Source organism: Streptomyces sp. CHD11, assembly GCF_018638295.1.
In the GTDB taxonomy this organism is placed as follows: Bacteria; Actinomycetota; Actinomycetes; order Streptomycetales; family Streptomycetaceae; genus Streptomyces.
Map to the genome: position 1 here is coordinate 47,802 of NZ_JABTTS010000016.1, position 16,000 is coordinate 63,801.

Consider the following 16,000-nt stretch of genomic DNA (forward strand, 5'->3'; position numbering starts at 1 on the left):
GTCCTACGCGGCGGTGGTGCTGGTCGAGCTGCCGGACCCGGACGAACCGGACGACGAGCCCGAGCCCGAGCTCGAACCCGAGGATGAGGATGAGGACGAGGACGAGCCCGAATCCGAGGACGACGACGAGGCGCTCGTCGACGAGGATTCGGAGGTCTTCGACGCCGGGGAGCTGCTCGACGAGGAGCCTCGGCTGTCGTTCCGGTAGAAGCCGGAGCCCTTGAAGACGATGCCGACGGCCGAGAACACCTTCTTGAGGCGGCCCTGGCAGTCGGGGCACTCGGTCAGCGCGTCGTCGGTGAACTTCTGCACCGCCTCGAGGCCTTCGCCGCACTTGGTGCACTGGTACTGGTAGGTCGGCACTGTCTTCCTCCTGGCACTCTCACTCGATGAGTGCTAACGACGGTCCATAGTGACGTATTCCGCGGTCTCAGTCCACTGCGACGGGCTCGCGGTGACTCACGCCACGTGCGACGGTGCGCCCGCGCGGGGGTGTGGCCAGCCGCGACCGCAGCGCCAGCAGCGTCGCCAGGGCGAGCACCGTACCGGCCATCGGCACCAGGAACCCGGCGCCGTCCCACAGGTTGTCCTCCAGCTGGCCGGCGGCCGTGACGGCCGCGGCCTGGCCGAGCGCGACGGCACCGGTCAGCCAGGTGAAGGCCTCGGTGCGGGCCCCGGCCGGGACCAGGTCCTCCACCAGCGTGTAGCCGCTGATCAGGGCGGGAGCGATGCACATGCCGACCAGGAGGCCGAGCCCGCCCAGCAGCAGCGCCGAATGAGCGGTCCACAGGGCGGAGGCGGTCAGCGCGAGGCCCGCGTAGGCGAGGACCAGGCGACGCTGCGGGCCGGTCTTCCAGGCGATGGCGCCGCAGGCGATGCCGGCGAGCATGTTCCCCGCGGCGAAGACGCCGTAGAGGACGCCGTTCATCCCGGGGTTGCCGATCGACTCGCTGAACGCGGCCAGTGACACCTGCATGCCGCCGAAGACGGAGCCGATGCCGAGGAAGGTCACGATCAGCACCCGCACACCGGGAGCGCGCAGCGCGGAGGCGCGCCGGACGGGCGCGTGGCCCGTGCGGGTGGCGACCGCGGGCTGTGTGCCCTTCTGCGCGGCGAACAGCAGGCCGCCGACCAGGGTGAGGGCGGCCTCGGTGACCAGGCCGGCGGCCGGGTCGACGGTCGTGCACAGGGCGGTGGCCAGCAGGGGTCCGACGACGAAGGTGAACTCGTCGGTGACGGACTCGAACGCGGTGGCGGTGGTCAGCAGCGGGGAGCCCTTGAGCCTGACGCCCCAGCGGGCCCGCACCATGGGCCCGACCTGCGGCACCGAGGCGCCCGTGGGCACGGCGGCGGCGAACAGGGCCCACAGCGGAGCGCCGGTCAGCGCGAGCGTGGTGAGGGTGAGGCCGGACAGGGTGTGCAGCAGGACACCGGGCACCAGGACGGCGCGCTGGCCGTGGCGGTCGGCGAGGCGGCCGCTGTAGGGCGCGAAGAGCGCCATGGAGACACCGGTGGCGGCGGCGACGGCGCCGGCCGCCCCGTACGAGCCGGTGGTGTGCTGCACCAGCAGCACGATGGAGAGGGTGAGCATCGCGAACGGCTGGCGTGCCGCGAAGCCGGGGAGGAGGAACGTCCACGCGCCGCGTGTGCGCAGCAGCCGGCCGTATCCCGGGCGGGAGGTGGCCGAGTCCTTCGACGTGGTGACCGTGGATGCCACGGCCCGTGCCTTTCTGCCACCTGGTAGCGCACCGCGCGGATTCGTGCGGGGGCGCCGAGAGCTGTCCTCTTGCGCTGACTGCGGTAGATACCGACGCCACAGCTCAGGGCGTTCCGGCCGCCATACGGTCGCGCCAGCTCTGCGTCAGGCAGAGTTGGTTCGATCTGGGTCGCTTGCATCCTACCGTGATCACGGGGATCAACGGGCTTGTGCGCCTGTGAAAAGGGGCACGCTGTCAGCGTTCCGCCTGTGATCCGTCGGTGCCGAGCCAATCAGCCAGCTTGCCGCCCCGGCCGACCGCGCGCAGGCGCCGTTCGGCGGCGTCGCGTACCGGGTCGGTGGCGACGACGAGGAGTTCGTCGTCGTGTTGCAGGATCGTGGTCGGGAGCGGGACGAAGGACTCCTTGCCGCGTACGACGAGGGTGACGGCGGCCCCGGCCGGCAGCCGCAGCTCGCCGACCTCCACGCCGTGCATCCTGGACCCCTTCGGGATGTCGACCGACAGCAGGTGCCCGCGCAGCCGTTCCAGGGGTGCCGACTCGATGCCGAGGTCGGCGGCGCCGGCGTCCCCGCTGAGCCGCAGGCGGCGGGCCAGCCAGGGCAGCGTCGGGCCCTGGACGAGGGTGTAGACGACGACCAGGACGAAGACGATGTTGAAGATCCGCTCGCTGCCGGGGACGCCCTTCACCATCGGGATGGTCGCCAGGATGATGGGCACGGCGCCGCGCAGCCCCGCCCACGACATCAGCGCCTGTTCCTGCCAGCGCACCCGCAGCGGGGTCAGGCACGCCACGACGCTGAGCGGGCGGGCCACCAGGGTCAGCGCCAGCCCGATGAGCAGCGCGGGCACGATGTCGTCGCCGAGCTCGTGCGGGGTGACCAGCAGGCCGAGCAGGACGAACATGCCGATCTGGGCGATCCAGCCGAGCCCTTCGGCGAATCCGCGGGTGGCCGGCCAGTGCGGCAGTCCGGCGTTGCCGAGCACCATGGAGGCGAGATAGACGGCGAGGAAGCCGCTGCCGTGGGCGGTGGCGCCCACCGCGTAGGCGGCGACGGCGATGGCCATCACGGCGATCGGATAGAGACCGGAGGCGGGCAGCGCCACGTGCCGCAGCGCCCAGGCGCCGAGCCAGCCCGCCGCGAGTCCGATGGCGGCGCCGATGGCCAGCTCCAGCAGGACCTCGCCGAGCAGCACGTACCAGTGCTCGACCGGTCCGGAGACGGAGAGGGCGACGACCAGGATGACGACGGGCGCGTCGTTGAATCCGGACTCCGCCTCCAGGATGCCGGTCACCCGCGCGGGCAGGGGGATTCTCCGCAGCACCGAGAAGACGGCCGCCGCGTCGGTCGAGGAGACCACCGCGCCGATGATCAGCGCCTGCCGCCATTCCAGCCCGACCAGGTAGTGCGCCGCGGACGCCGTGACGCCGACGCTCACCGCGACGCCGGCCAGGGCGAGCGCGGTGGCGGCGGGCAGGGCCGGTCTCGCCTCGCCCCACTTGGTGCCCAGTCCGCCCTCGGCCAGGATCACGACCAGCGCCGCGTACCCGATGACCTGTGTCAGCGCGGCGTTGTCGTACGAGATGTGGCCGATGCCGTCCTGGCCGATGGCGACGCCGATGCCGAGGTAGACGAGCAGGCTGGGGAGTCCGCTGCGCGAGGAGATGCGGACCGCGACGACGGCCACGAGCAGCACGACCGAGCAGATGAGCAGGAGCTGGTTGAGGTGGTGGACAGTCAGCGGCCGTTTCCTTCCCTCGCCCAGACGCATCCGCGCGTGAGCTCACGTACATCGCTTCGCGGTCCACCGCTTCCGCGGCAAACTACTTCGTTACCTTACCTAACTCTTGACGCTTTCTTGACGCGGAGCACGGCATGATCGAACGTCCGTCCGGGCTGGTTCCCGACTCCGCGTCAAGTGGCGAGGGGCCCTGCGCCTATCGTTGCTCCAGCGCTCAGTTAAAAGCACAGCCCGACCTGCCGCTCGCGTAAGGACAGCAAGGACAGCGATGCCCACCGACACCACCGCCTCCACGGGTCAGCAACCCGGCACGTCCGGCAGGAGAAAAGGGCGCAAAGCCCGTCTGATCGTGCTCGTCCTGGTGCTGGCGCTGATCGGCGGTGTCGCCTACGGGGGGTACTGGTCGGTCAGCACCGTGCGTGCCTCCTTCCCGCAGACCAAGGGCTCGATCACCCTCCAGGGCCTGTCCGGGACCGTCGACGTCAGACGCGACGGTCACGGCATCCCGCAGATCTACGCCTCCTCCGACGAGGACCTGTTCATGGCGCAGGGCTATGTCCAGGCGCAGGACCGGTTCTACGAGATGGACGTGCGCCGGCACCTGACCGCCGGGCGCCTCTCGGAGATGTTCGGCGCGGGCCAGGTCGACAACGACGCGTTCCTGCGCACCCTGGGCTGGGAGCGGGTCGCCCAGGAGGAGTACGACAAGAAGCTCTCCCCCGCGACCAAGAAGTACCTCCAGGCGTATGCCAAGGGGGTCAACGCCTACCTCGAGGGCAGGAGCGGCGAGGAGATCTCCCTCGAATACGCGGCACTGGGTTTCGAGAACGACTACACGCCGGGGGAGTGGACCCCGGTCGACTCCGTGGCCTGGCTTAAGGCGATGGCCTGGGACCTGCGCGGCAACATGCAGGACGAGATCGACCGCGCGCTGATGACCAGCCGCCTCGGCCCGAAGCAGATCGCCGACCTGTACCCGCCGTACCCGTACGGCCGGAACAAGCCGGTGGTCCAGGAGGGCCAGTACGACGAGCTCACCGAGGCCTACGAGCAGGGCGGCCCGGGGTCCGGCGAAGGCGACACCGACGGCGACGGAGAGAGCGACGGTTCGGGTACCGGGACGGGCTTGGAGTCCGGTACGGAAACCGGCACCGGCACCGGCTTCGGCGCCGAGGGTTCCTCCCTGGAGGGCCAGCTGACGGGCCTCCAGCAGATCCTCCAGGACCTCCCGACCGCCGTCGGCGTCAACGGCGACGGCATCGGCTCCAACTCCTGGGTCGTCTCCGGTGAGCACACCATCACCGGTCAGCCGCTGCTCGCCAACGACCCGCACCTGTCGGCCTCGCTGCCCTCCGTCTGGTACCAGATGGGCCTGCACTGCCGCAGCGTCTCCGAGGAGTGCCGGTACGACGTCACGGGCTACACCTTCGCCGGCATGCCCGGGGTGATAATCGGCCACAACCAGGACATCGCCTGGGGCCTGACCAACTCCGGCGTCGACGTCACCGACCTGTACCTGGAGAAGATCACCGGAGACGGCTACCAGTACGACGGCAAGGTGGTGCCGTTCGAGACCCGGGAGGAGACCATCGAGGTCGCCGGCGGCCCGGCGCGCAGGATCGTGGTCCGCGAGACCAAGAACGGCCCGCTGCTCTCCGACCGTTCCGACGAGCTGGTGAGGACGGGCAAGAAGGCCACCGTCGACAGCGCGGCCCCCGACCGGGGCGACGGCTACGGCGTCGCGCTGCGCTGGACCGCCCTGGACCCGGGCCGCACCATGGACTCCGTCTTCGCCATCAACCGCGCGAAGGACTGGGACGACTTCCGCGAGGCCGCCACGCTCTTCGAGGTGCCGTCGCAGAACCTCGTCTACGCGGACACCGAGGGCCACATCGGGTACACGCTGCCCGGGAGGATCCCCACCCGCGCGGAGGACCACGACGGGTCCCTCCCCGCCCCCGGCTGGGACGCCGACTACAGGTGGACCGGCTGGATCGACCAGGACGAGCTGCCCTACGAGTTCGACCCCGAGCGCGGCTACATCGTCACCGCCAACCAGGCCGTGGTCGGCAAGGACTACCCGTACACGCTGACCACGGACTGGGGATACGGCGCCCGCAGCCGGCGCATCACCGACCTGATCCAGTCCAAGATCAAGGACGGCGGCAAGGTCTCCACCGACGACATGCGGCAGATGCAGCTCGACAACTCCAGCTCCATCGCCAAGCTGCTGGTGCCCGACCTGTTGAAGATCGACACCGGTGACGAGGACGTGCGCGAGGCGCAGAAGCTGCTGGAGGGCTGGGACTACACCCAGGACGCCGAGTCGGCCGCCGCCGCGTACTTCAACGCGGTGTGGCGCAACATCCTCAAGCTGGCCTTCGGCCACAAGCTGCCCAAGGAGATGCGGGTCGAGGGCCAGTGCCTGTGGGTCGACCCGGTCAACACCACCGGGCCCGCCGACGAGGCGGGCAAGGTCCGCGAGTGCGGTCAGCGCGCCGCCGACCAGGCGCAGCCGGACGGCGGCGACCGCTGGTTCGAGGTGGTCCGCACGCTGAAGGAGGACGAGGACAGCGAGTGGTGGACGACGTCCCAGCGGGGCACCCGCCCGGGCGCCGACAACCGTGACGACCTGTTCAAGCGGGCCATGATCGACGCCCGCTGGGAGCTGACCGCCAAGCTCGGCAAGGACCTCGACAGCTGGAGCTGGGGCCGGCTGCACCGCCTGTTCCTGAAGAACCAGACACTCGGCACCGAGGGTCCCGCTCTCCTCAGGTACGTCCTCAACCGCGGCCCGTGGAAGCTCGGCGGCGGCGAGGCCACGGTCAACGCGACCGGCTGGAACGCCGCGGGCGGCTACGGAGTCGTGTGGGTGCCGTCCATGCGCATGGTGGTCAACCTCGGCGACCTGGACAAGTCGCGGTACATCAACCTCACCGGCGCCTCCGGACACGCCTACAGCTCGCACTACGTCGACCAGACGGACAAGTGGGCCAAGGGTGAGCTGCTGGAGTGGCCGTTCTCCGAGAAGGCGGTCGAGGAGAACACGAGCGACACGCTGCTGCTCAAGCCCTGACCCCGGCCGCGGCCGCCGCTTCGGCCCCCACGCCTCGCGCGTGGGGGCCGAAGCGCGTGTCAGGGGGTCTCGCCGGCGGCCCCGTCGCCGCGGCGGCCGAACCGCCGTACGCCGGACGGTGTCACCACCGCGTGCACCGGCCGGTCGTGCGGCTCCCCGGGAACACGGCCGACGACCTCGGAGCCGTACAGCAGCACCACCAGCGCCGGACGCGCGCCCGCGCGCTCCAGCCGGGCGAGGACACGGTCGTACGAGCCTCCGCCGCGCCCCAGCCGCATTCCCCGCGGGTCGACGGCCAGTCCGGGCAGCAGGACGGTGTCCGCCTCCGTCACGGCGTCGGGTCCGAGGCGTTCCCCGGCCGGCTCGAGCAGGGCCATGCGGCCGCCGTGCCGCACCGGCGCGAGGGAGCCCTCGCCGGTGTACGCGCCCCAGTCGAGGTCGTTGTCCGGCAGCAGCGCGGGCAGCAGGACGCGCACGCCCCGCGCGCGCAGCGCGTCCAGCAGCGCGAGGGTGCTGGGCTCGCTCCCCACGGAGACGTACGCCGCCACGGTGCGCGCCTGCGCCAGTTCGGGCAGCGCGAGGGCCCGGCGGGCCAGAGCGGCCCCGGACTCCCGCACGTCATCCGCCGTCAACCCGCTCCTCACGTGCAGTACTTCGCGGCGCAGTGTGCGCTTGTCAGGATCGTCCGCGCGATCATTGTGTTCCAACTCTGTTCCCGTACCGTCCCAATGTGTTCATATGAGTAGTAATGAAGCGGAGTCACAGATTCCCTGCGAAGACACCGGATAAGGTGTCCGGCATGTCACAGTCACACCCTCGGATCACCAAGGCTGTCATCCCCGCGGCCGGTCTCGGCACCCGGTTCCTGCCGGCCACCAAGGCCACTCCCAAGGAGATGCTGCCGGTCGTCGACAAGCCGGCGATCCAGTACGTGGTCGAAGAGGCCGTCTCCGCCGGTCTCGACGACGTCCTCATGGTCACGGGCCGCAACAAGCGCCCCCTGGAGGACCACTTCGACCGCAATTACGAACTGGAGTCCGCGCTCCAGAAGAAGGGCGACGCCGACCGCCTCGCCAAGGTCCAGCAGTCCAGTGACCTGGCCACCATGCACTACGTCCGCCAGGGCGACCCCAGGGGACTCGGCCACGCCGTGCTGTGCGCCGCCCCGCACGTCGGCGACGAGCCCTTCGCCGTCCTCCTCGGCGACGACCTGATCGACCCGCGCGACCTCCTGCTCCAGCGCATGATCGACGTCCAGCAGCAGTTCGGCGGCAGTGTCATCGCCCTGATGGAGGTGGCCCCCGAGCAGATCCACCTCTACGGAGCCGCCGCCGTCGAGGCCACCGCCGACTCCGACGTCGTGCAGATCAGCGGCCTGGTCGAGAAGCCCGCCGCCCAGGACGCGCCGTCCAACTACGCCATCATCGGCCGCTACGTCCTCGACCCGGCCGTCTTCGGCATACTGCGCAGGACCGAGCCCGGCCGCGGCGGCGAGATCCAGCTCACCGACGCCCTCCAGCAGCTCGTCGACACACATACATCAGCGGATACCGCCGCGGGGGAGTCAGGCGGCCCGGTGCACGGCGTCGTCTTCAAGGGCCGCCGCTATGACACCGGCGACCGCGGCGACTACCTGCGTGCCATTGTCCGACTCGCGTGCGAACGTGAGGACCTGGGCCCGGACTTCCGGACCTGGCTCCGCCGTTATGTCACCGAGGAGATGCAGCAACATTGAGCACCGCCGCGCCCCGCACCGCAGGCCCGGACCACCTCTGGTCGGTGGACGAGCACCTGGACGACATCCTCGCGACCGTCCGGCCCCTCGAACCCATCGAGTTGCAGCTCCTCGACGCCCAGGGATGCGTCCTGGTCGAGGACATCACGGTGCCGGTGTCCCTGCCCCCGTTCGACAACAGCTCCATGGACGGCTACGCGGTGCGGGTCGCGGACATCGCGGGCGCGAGCGAGCAGTACCCGGCGGCCCTCGAAGTCGTCGGGGACGTCGCGGCAGGCCAGGCCGACCTCCTCCACGTCGGCCCCGGCCAGGCCGCCCGCATCATGACCGGCGCCCCGCTCCCGCCCGGCGCCGAGACCGTCGTCCCCGTCGAGTGGACCGACGGAGGCCTCGGCGAGGGCCCCGCCACCGGAATGCGCGCCCGCAGCCTCGCCCCCGAGGGCGCCGCCGGACAGGTCCACGTGTACCGCCCGGCCCGCGCCCGCGCCCATGTGCGCGCCCAGGGCAGCGACGTCCAAGCCGGCGACCGCGCCCTGGAGGCCGGCACCGTCCTCGGCCCGGCGCAGATCTCCCTGCTGGCCGCGATCGGCCGCGGCACCGTGCGGGTGCGCCCGCGCCCGCGCGTGGTGGTGCTCTCCACCGGCAGCGAACTCGTCCAGCCCGACGAGGAACTGCGCGCCGGCCAGATCTACGACTCCAACAGCTTCGCCCTCACCGCCGCCGCACGGGACGCCGGCGCGATCGCCTACCGTGTGGGGGCCGTCGCCGACGACGCCACCACCCTGCGGGACACCATCGAGGACCAGCTGGTGCGCGCCGACCTCGTGGTCACCACCGGCGGTGTGAGCGTCGGGGCGTACGACGTCGTCAAGGAGGCGCTGTCGTACGCGGGGGACGAGGACGAGCCCGGCAGCGGCGTCGACTTCCGCAGGCTCGCCATGCAGCCGGGCAAGCCCCAGGGCTTCGGCTCCATCGGGCCCGACCACACCCCGCTCCTCGCCCTGCCCGGCAATCCGGTCTCCTCCTATGTCTCCTTCGAACTGTTCGCCCGCCCCGCCATCCGCACCCTGATGGGTCTGGCCGACGTCCACCGGCCGAGAACGCGCGCGAAGCTCACCGCGGACCGGGCGCTCACCTCGCCGAAGGGCCGCCGCCAGTTCCTGCGCGGCCGGTACACCGACGGCGCGGTGACACCGGTGGGCGGCGCCGGATCCCACCTCGTCGCCGCCCTCGCGCAGGCGAACGCGCTGATCGTCGTCCCCGAGGGCACCGAGTCCGTGGCACCCGGCACCGAGGTCCAGGTGGTCCTGCTCGGCTGAGCGGGTCCCGTTGGCGGTACCGTGTCGCGCACAGCAGGCCCGTGCGCCGCACCGCGACGGGCCCGGACCGGGAGCGTCACACGATCATGACCGTGCCATCCCGGGGGGCGACCCCCGGACCCTCCGAGCCCTCGGAGCCTTCCGAGGGCTCGGAGCCTTCCGAGCCCTCGGAAGTCTCCGCACCCTCCGAGCAGCCCCGTCTGACCCATGTGGACGCGGCGGGCGCCGCCCGTATGGTCGACGTGTCCGCCAAGGACGTCACCGCGCGCACCGCGCGGGCCACCGGCCGCGTTCTGGTCGCCCCGCGCGTGGTCGAGCTGCTGCGCGGCGAGGGCGTCCCCAAGGGCGACGCGCTGGCCACCGCACGCATCGCGGGCATCATGGGAGCCAAACGGACCCCCGACCTGATCCCGCTCTGCCATCCGCTGTCGGTGTCCGGTGTGAAACTGGACCTGTCGGTCACGGACGACGCCGTGGAGATCACGGCGACGGTGAGGACGACGGACCGCACGGGCGTGGAGATGGAGGCGCTCACCGCGGTCTCCGTCGCCGCGCTCACCGTGATCGACATGGTCAAGGCGGTCGACAAGGAGGCGGTCATCACGGACGTGCGGGTCGAGGAGAAGACGGGCGGCAAGTCGGGCGACTGGAGCCGGGCATGACACTCGACGCGACCGCCGGCGGCGCGCTGTCCGCCCCGTACAGCGCGCTGGTGGTCACGGCCTCGAACCGGGCCGCGGCCGGCGTGTACCGGGACAGGGGCGGCCCCCTGCTCGCGGAGGGGCTGCGGAGCTTCGGCTTCGCGGTCGACGGCCCGCAGGTGGTCCCCGACGGCGACCCCGTGGAAGCGGCTCTCCGCGCGGGCGCCGACGCCGGGTACGACGTCATCGTCACCACCGGCGGAACCGGCATCTCGCCCACCGACCGCACCCCCGAGGCCACGCGCCGGGTCATCGACCACGAGGTGCCCGGCATCGCGGAGGCCATCCGCGCGCACGGCCGGGACAAGGTGCCCACGGCCGCCCTCTCCCGGGGGCTGGCCGGAGTCGCGGGCGGCACGCTGATCGTCAACCTGCCCGGTTCCGGCGGCGGGGTGAAGGACGGCCTGGCCGTCCTGGAGCCGCTGCTGAGGCATGCCGTGGACCAGTTGCGAGGCGGGGACCACCCCCGGCCCGGCGCCAGTGACGGGGGTGCGAGCTGAACAGCCCGTACTGGCCGGTCGAGCTGGTCGACGGCGACATCGTCCTCCGGCCGATAAAGCTGCGCGACCAGAGGGCCTGGCGCGAGGTCAACCGGCGCAACCGGGACTGGCTGCGGCCCTGGGAGGCGACCGTCCCGCCGCCCACGCCCGGCGGTCCCCTCACCCACCGTCCGACCTACCGTCAGATGGTCCGCCATCTGCGTTCGGAGGCGGCCGCCGGGCGGATGCTGCCTTTCGTCATCGAGTACCAGGGGCGCCTCGTCGGGCAGTTGACGGTCGCCGGGATCACCTGGGGGTCGATGTGCTCGGGCCATGTCGGCTACTGGGTGGACGAGTCGGTGGCCGGGCGGGGAGTGGTGCCGACGGCCGTGGCGATGGTCGTCGACCACTGTTTCCGCTCGGTCGGACTGCACCGCATCGAGGTCTGTATTCGCCCGGAGAACGGGCCGAGCCGCAGGGTCGTGGAGAAACTCGGATTCCGCGAGGAAGGGCTGCGTCCGCGCTATCTCCACATCGACGGGGCCTGGCGGGACCATCTTGTCTTCGCGCTCACGGCGGAGGAGGCCCCCGACGGTTTGCTCGCCCGGTGGCACCGGGCACGCTCCCAGGAGCCGTCCGGCCACGAGCTGCCCGGACACGAACGCCGGCATCGTGGAATCCCGCACGGTCCAGGTAATTGAATAAACGTTCGAATTTGAGCGAATGGTGACCGCGTCGGGCGCGGAATTCCCGGTTCGGGTGGCCCTCTGATCGAGCCGGTCACAAGAAAAGTTCGAAATATCAGCCAGATCGTGCGACACACCGGCCCAATTGGCGGATGGCCCCCTCCAAACCCCTCTACCGTGTGAGGCGTGAGCAGCAGCGGCCTCATCTACGCAGTCATTGTCGGGGCCTGGGCCGCCTACTTGGTGCCGATGTGGCTCCGTAGGCAGGACGAGCTGAACGAGGCCCGTCCGACGGAACGCTTCAGCACCGCCATCCGATTGCTGTCCGGACGGGCGGGCATGGAGCGCCGGTACGCCAAGGACCTGCGGGCGCGCTCCGCCGACGAGGGGGAGCAGGGCGTCCACGACCCGGATGCGATCACCGACTCGGTGGACGTCCGGGCCTTCGCCGTGTCCCGGACCCGTCCGGAGACCCAGGCGTCCGTACCGTCCCGCCCCGAGGAGCGGCCGGAACCCGCGGGGGCCGACCGGACCGGCCCGCCCCCGCGTGAACGCGCGGAACGGCAGGCGCAGCGCGGAGCGGCGCCCGGACCCGCCCCCGCGCGGGCAGCCGTCCCGCCGGCCCGCCGCGCACCGGACATCCGACGCGAGCGGGCGGCGCAGGCCGCCGCCGCGCGCGCCCGGCGCACCCAGGCGCTCGCCCGCCGCCGCCGGACCACCACCGTGCTGTTCGTCGCCTTCACACTCGGCGCGGTCGTCGCGGCGGTCGGCGGCCTCGCCTTCCTCTGGGTGCCCGGTGTCCCGGCCGTGCTGCTGAGCGCCTACATCGTGTACCTGCGCTCCCAGGAACACCGCAGATTCGCGTACCAGATGGACCGCCGGCAGGCGGAGGTCGCGGCGCAGCGGCTGCGCGAGCGCCAGCCGCGCCGCCGCCCGGCCGCCGACCACGCGGACGCCGACGAACCGGAGGGTCCGGAAGCCGGAGCCGCCGTCGACCCGGGCCTCACCGCGCTCGCCGCGGACCGGCGCGCGCTCGTCGAGCAGACCGACCACGCCGAGTGGGTCGACCAGCAGCGGGAGCGGCAGCGCCGCCCCGACCAGGGCGGCGACAGCTGGGACCCGGTCCCGGTGCCGCTCCCGACGTATGTGACGGCCCCGGTGGCCCCGCGCGCCACGAGCGACGTGGACCTCGGCGCGCCGGACACCTGGAGCTCGGCCCGCTCGAGCGCGGTACCGGCCGGTGAGGCGGCCGCCGTCCCGGCCGAGGAAGCGGACCCGGACCCCGACCCCGCCCCCGCCGACGAGCGCACCGACGCCCGCCGCGCGGCCTCCGCCCGCCGCTCCCGCGAACGCGGCCGCACCCCCCTCTTCGACCAGTACGAGGACGGCGCCCGCCCGAAGGCGGCCAACGAGTAGTGCCAGGCCAACGGATTTCCGAGCACCCCGATCGGGATGCTAAAGTTTCACTCGTTGCAAGGGCCTGTGGCGCAGTCTGGTAGCGCACCTCGTTCGCATCGAGGGGGTCTGGGGTTCAAATCCCCACAGGTCCACCGCAGCTGAGCCCCCGCCGAGAAATCGGCGGGGGCTTCTTCGTGTCGTTCCACGGTTCATGCTGTGGCCGTCACCCGGCCTTCGGGGGCGGTCCACGGCTCGCGGATGCCGGACCGGGTCCGCCCCCGGTCACCTCGCCTCCCGCGGGCCGGAACAGCGGGCTTCCGGCGACGACCTGGTGGCCGTGGCCGACGGCCTCAGAGGGGCTTCGCGTAGCAGCGGCTGTCCTCGTGGTGGCGGTAGTAGCCGAACTTCTCGCAGGGGGCGTAGCCGCTCGAGGTGTACAGGGCGATGGCCTCGGGCTGCCTGATGCCCGTCTCCAGGACCATGCGGACGCGGCCGGCCGCGCGGGCGTCGTCCTCCAGGGCGGTCAGCAGGCGGCGGGCGAGGCCGCGGCCGCGCATCTGCTCGATCACGTACATGCGCTTCAGTTCGGCGTCGCCGTCGCGGTTGCCCTCACCGTTGGCGTCCTGCACGCGCCAGCCGCCGGAGGCCACGGGGACGCCGGCCTCGTCGTACGCGATCAGGTAGACGCCGTTCGGGGGCGCGAAGTCCGCCGGGTGCATCGGGGTGGAGTCGCCGCCGTCGCCGTAGCGGACGTGGTACTCGGCCTGGACTTCGGCGTCCAGCTTCGCGGCGTCGGGGTGGTCGTAGGGGACCCGGCGGATATCCATGCCGAATACCGTAAAACATGCCCGGACCTGGAGTGTCGTATCGTGCCCTGGTGCTTACTGTGACCTCCGTCAATGTGAATGGACTGCGGGCCGCCGCGAAGAAGGGCTTCGTGGAGTGGCTGGCCGGGACCTCCGCCGATGTGGTGTGCCTTCAGGAGGTGCGGGCGGAGGCGAAGCAGTTGCCGGAGCAGGTGCGGGAGCCCGAGGGGTGGCATGTCGTGCACGCGCCCGCTGCCGCGAAGGGGCGGGCGGGGGTGTCCCTGTACAGCCGGCGTGAGCCGGACCGGGTCCAGGTGGGCTTCGGGTCGGCGGAGTTCGACGGCAGCGGGCGGTACGTGGAAGTGGATCTGCCCGGGTTGACGGTCGCCTCGCTGTATCTGCCGTCGGGGGAGGTCGGCACCGAGCGGCAGGAGGAGAAGGTGCGGTTCATGGGGGAGTTCCTCGCCCATCTCAAGGGCCTGCGGGAGCGGGCCGCCGCCGAGGGGCGTGAGGTCGTCGTCTGCGGGGACTGGAACATCGCCCATGAGAAGGCGGACCTGAAGAACTGGCGGGGGAACACCAAAAACTCAGGGTTCCTGCCGGAGGAGCGGGAGTGGCTGTCGCGGGTGCTCGGCGCGGGCGACGGCGGGTACGTCGACGTGGTGCGGAAGCTGCACCCGGACGTCGAGGGGCCGTACTCGTGGTGGTCCTACCGGGGGCGGGCCTTCGACAACGACACCGGGTGGAGGATCGACTACCAGCTGGCGACCGCGGGGCTAGCGGGGCGGGCGGTCAAGGCGTATGTGGAGCGGGCCGCCACGCACGCCGAGCGGTGGTCGGACCATGCGCCGGTGACGGTCGTCTACGAGCAGGTGACCGGCTGACCGGCCGGTCGCCGGGAAGCTATGATGCGGGTATGGAGTGCTTTGCCGCCTGGCGTACCCGCCACTGAGGGCCCCGCCCACCGCCGGTTCCCGGCCGAGGGCGGGCCGACCGATGCCCCCGTTCCGTCCGGGTATCAAGCCCTCAGCCCGAAAGGCGCACTCCCGTGCTCGTTCGCGCGTTCACCCAGCATGATCAGGTTCCCCTCACCGAACTGACCATCGAGACATTCCGGCCGTTCTACGAGGACTCCTTCCGCCCCCTGGTGGGCGAGACCGTCTTCCACAACCAGCACGGCGACTGGCGGGACGACTACCGCCGGCAGGTCGCCGGACTCCACGACCCCGACCGGCACGCCTACGTCGCCGTCGCCGAGGACCGGGGCGACATCGCCGGGTACGTGGCGTGGAGCGTCGACCCGGCCCGCAGGAACGGCAGCGTCACGCTCCTCGCGGTCGCGGCCGGACACCGCCGCCACCACGTCGGCACCGCACTGTGCGAGCACGCCTTCGCCGGAATGCGGGCCCTCGGGGCCGAGGTGGTCGAGATCGGCACCGGGGGAGACCCCTTCCACGCACCCGCCAGGGCCCTGTACGAAAGGCTCGGGTGCACCCCGCTCCCGGTCGCCGTCTACTACCGCCGGCTCTGAGGCGTCAACCCTCCGGGACGGGCCCGCGCGGACCGTCCCGGAGGGGCGGGACGGCCCCGGCCGCCCCGGGCCGGTCCCGCTTGCGTAGCCGCCGGTCCAGGGCCAGGGAGAGTTCCGCGTCGACCACGCTGCGGGCCAGGGGGCGCAGGCGGTGCAGGGCGTCCTGTGGGGCATGACGGAGGATCAGGCCGGCGAAGAGGTCGGCCAGGGTGTCGGCGTGGGTGCGGACCTCGGCGCCGGTGCGGAGTACCTCCGCGAGCGGGATGCCCTCGCGGACCAGCGCCGAGGACACCTCCAGCAGACGGCGGCTGATGTGGACGATGTCCTCGCCGTCGACGCCGAGGTACCCGAGGTCCAGCGCGGCGGCCAGGTTCTCCGGGGTGACCTCTCCGGCGAAGTGGTCGGCGAGTTCCTCGGGGGTGAGGCGGACCGGGGTCTCCTCGGTGGGGGGATCCATGCCGAGGAGTTCGCCGACGTCGCGGCCGTGGTCGAAGGCCTCGGCGAGCTCGGCTATGCCGTTCAGGGTGTGGCCGCGTTCCAGCAGCGCCGTGATCGTCCGCAGCCGGGCCAGGTGGTGGTCGTCGTACCAGGCGATACGGCCCTCGCGGCGGGGCGGCGGGATCAGCTTGCGTTCGCGGTAGAAGCGCAGGGTGCGCACCGTGATGCCGGCCAGTTCGGCCAGTTCCTCCATGCGGTACTCGCGCTGCTCCGCCGGTCCCTCGCTGTCTGCTGCCACGTGTGAAGCCTAGGGCGTACCGGCGGTAAGTTTCCTGGCCCGCCCCCTACCCATCAGTACGGCGCTGTTCTACTC

The 16,000-nt window shown here is 71.8% G+C and carries 15 protein-coding genes and 1 tRNA gene; 10 read left to right on the forward strand and 6 right to left on the reverse strand.

Going from position 1 to position 16,000, the window contains the following annotated elements:
- Window positions 1–3 precede the first annotated feature (3 nt).
- The 3 genes from HTV45_RS18145 to HTV45_RS18155 all read right to left on the reverse strand — a co-directional run bounded on the left by HTV45_RS18145 (window position 4) and on the right by HTV45_RS18155 (window position 3,488).
- Window positions 4–363, reverse strand: a complete 360-nt coding sequence (locus HTV45_RS18145) for an FmdB family zinc ribbon protein (RefSeq protein ID WP_215206847.1) — start codon at window positions 361–363, stop codon at window positions 4–6.
- Window positions 364–430: 67 nt separating this feature from the next.
- Complete coding sequence (locus tag HTV45_RS18150; RefSeq protein ID WP_215206848.1) at window positions 431–1,717, reverse strand: MFS transporter; 1,287 nt, start codon at window positions 1,715–1,717, stop codon at window positions 431–433.
- 235 nt (window positions 1,718–1,952) lie between these two features.
- Window positions 1,953–3,488 carry a potassium/proton antiporter gene (locus HTV45_RS18155; RefSeq protein ID WP_215206849.1) on the reverse strand — a complete coding sequence of 512 codons (1,536 nt, stop codon included), beginning with the start codon at window positions 3,486–3,488 and terminating at the stop codon, window positions 1,953–1,955.
- A 238-nt stretch (window positions 3,489–3,726) separates the two neighbouring features.
- Here HTV45_RS18155 and HTV45_RS18160 point away from each other — a divergent pair, with 238 nt between their 5' ends.
- Window positions 3,727–6,534, forward strand: coding sequence for a penicillin acylase family protein (locus tag HTV45_RS18160; RefSeq protein ID WP_215206850.1), 2,808 nt, complete (start codon window positions 3,727–3,729; stop codon window positions 6,532–6,534).
- 59 nt (window positions 6,535–6,593) lie between these two features.
- Here the strand turns inward: HTV45_RS18160 and HTV45_RS18165 are convergent, their stop codons facing one another.
- Window positions 6,594–7,241, reverse strand: coding sequence for a 5-formyltetrahydrofolate cyclo-ligase (locus tag HTV45_RS18165; RefSeq protein WP_215206851.1), 648 nt, complete (start codon window positions 7,239–7,241; stop codon window positions 6,594–6,596).
- Between the two features lie 92 nt (window positions 7,242–7,333).
- On the opposite strand from HTV45_RS18165, the gene galU reads away from it, so the two are divergent.
- The 7 genes from galU (at window position 7,334) to HTV45_RS18200 (ending at window position 13,004) form a co-directional block, all read left to right on the forward strand.
- Window positions 7,334–8,269 (forward strand): UTP--glucose-1-phosphate uridylyltransferase GalU, encoded by a 936-nt coding sequence (gene galU / locus HTV45_RS18170; protein ID WP_215206852.1) that lies wholly within the window; start codon window positions 7,334–7,336, stop codon window positions 8,267–8,269.
- A complete protein-coding gene (gene glp / locus HTV45_RS18175) occupies window positions 8,266–9,588 on the forward strand; it encodes a gephyrin-like molybdotransferase Glp (RefSeq protein WP_215206853.1) in 1,323 nt (440 codons plus the stop codon). The genes galU and glp overlap by 4 nt, the downstream gene beginning before the upstream one ends.
- 86 nt (window positions 9,589–9,674) lie before the next feature.
- Window positions 9,675–10,250, forward strand: coding sequence for a cyclic pyranopterin monophosphate synthase MoaC (gene moaC / locus HTV45_RS18180; protein ID WP_215206854.1), 576 nt, complete (start codon window positions 9,675–9,677; stop codon window positions 10,248–10,250).
- The gene (locus HTV45_RS18185; RefSeq protein WP_215206855.1) at window positions 10,247–10,789 is read left to right on the forward strand and encodes a molybdenum cofactor biosynthesis protein B; all 543 of its coding nucleotides are present in this window, start codon (window positions 10,247–10,249) and stop codon (window positions 10,787–10,789) included. Before moaC ends, HTV45_RS18185 begins: the two co-directional genes overlap by 4 nt.
- A complete protein-coding gene (locus HTV45_RS18190) occupies window positions 10,786–11,469 on the forward strand; it encodes a GNAT family N-acetyltransferase (protein ID WP_215206920.1) in 684 nt (227 codons plus the stop codon). Before HTV45_RS18185 ends, HTV45_RS18190 begins: the two co-directional genes overlap by 4 nt.
- Window positions 11,470–11,640: 171 nt before the next feature.
- Window positions 11,641–12,870, forward strand: a complete 1,230-nt coding sequence (gene glpR, locus HTV45_RS18195) for a gephyrin-like molybdotransferase receptor GlpR (protein WP_215206856.1) — start codon at window positions 11,641–11,643, stop codon at window positions 12,868–12,870.
- Window positions 12,871–12,930: 60 nt separating this feature from the next.
- A tRNA-Ala gene (locus tag HTV45_RS18200) sits at window positions 12,931–13,004 on the forward strand.
- A gap of 198 nt (window positions 13,005–13,202) precedes the next feature.
- Here HTV45_RS18200 and HTV45_RS18205 read toward each other — a convergent pair.
- On the reverse strand, window positions 13,203–13,679 hold the full coding sequence (locus HTV45_RS18205) for a GNAT family N-acetyltransferase (protein WP_215206857.1): 477 nt from the start codon (window positions 13,677–13,679) through the stop codon (window positions 13,203–13,205).
- A gap of 50 nt (window positions 13,680–13,729) precedes the next feature.
- Between HTV45_RS18205 and HTV45_RS18210 the strand changes: the two genes are divergently transcribed.
- Both HTV45_RS18210 and HTV45_RS18215 read left to right on the forward strand, forming a co-directional pair.
- Window positions 13,730–14,542, forward strand: a complete 813-nt coding sequence (locus tag HTV45_RS18210) for an exodeoxyribonuclease III (RefSeq protein ID WP_308309703.1) — start codon at window positions 13,730–13,732, stop codon at window positions 14,540–14,542.
- Window positions 14,543–14,706: 164 nt separating this feature from the next.
- Window positions 14,707–15,189, forward strand: a complete 483-nt coding sequence (locus HTV45_RS18215; protein ID WP_215206859.1) for a GNAT family N-acetyltransferase — start codon at window positions 14,707–14,709, stop codon at window positions 15,187–15,189.
- Between the two features lie 4 nt (window positions 15,190–15,193).
- Here the strand turns inward: HTV45_RS18215 and HTV45_RS18220 are convergent, their stop codons facing one another.
- Window positions 15,194–15,880 (reverse strand): MerR family transcriptional regulator, encoded by a 687-nt coding sequence (locus tag HTV45_RS18220; protein ID WP_215206921.1) that lies wholly within the window; start codon window positions 15,878–15,880, stop codon window positions 15,194–15,196.
- Window positions 15,881–16,000: the final 120 nt, after the last annotated feature.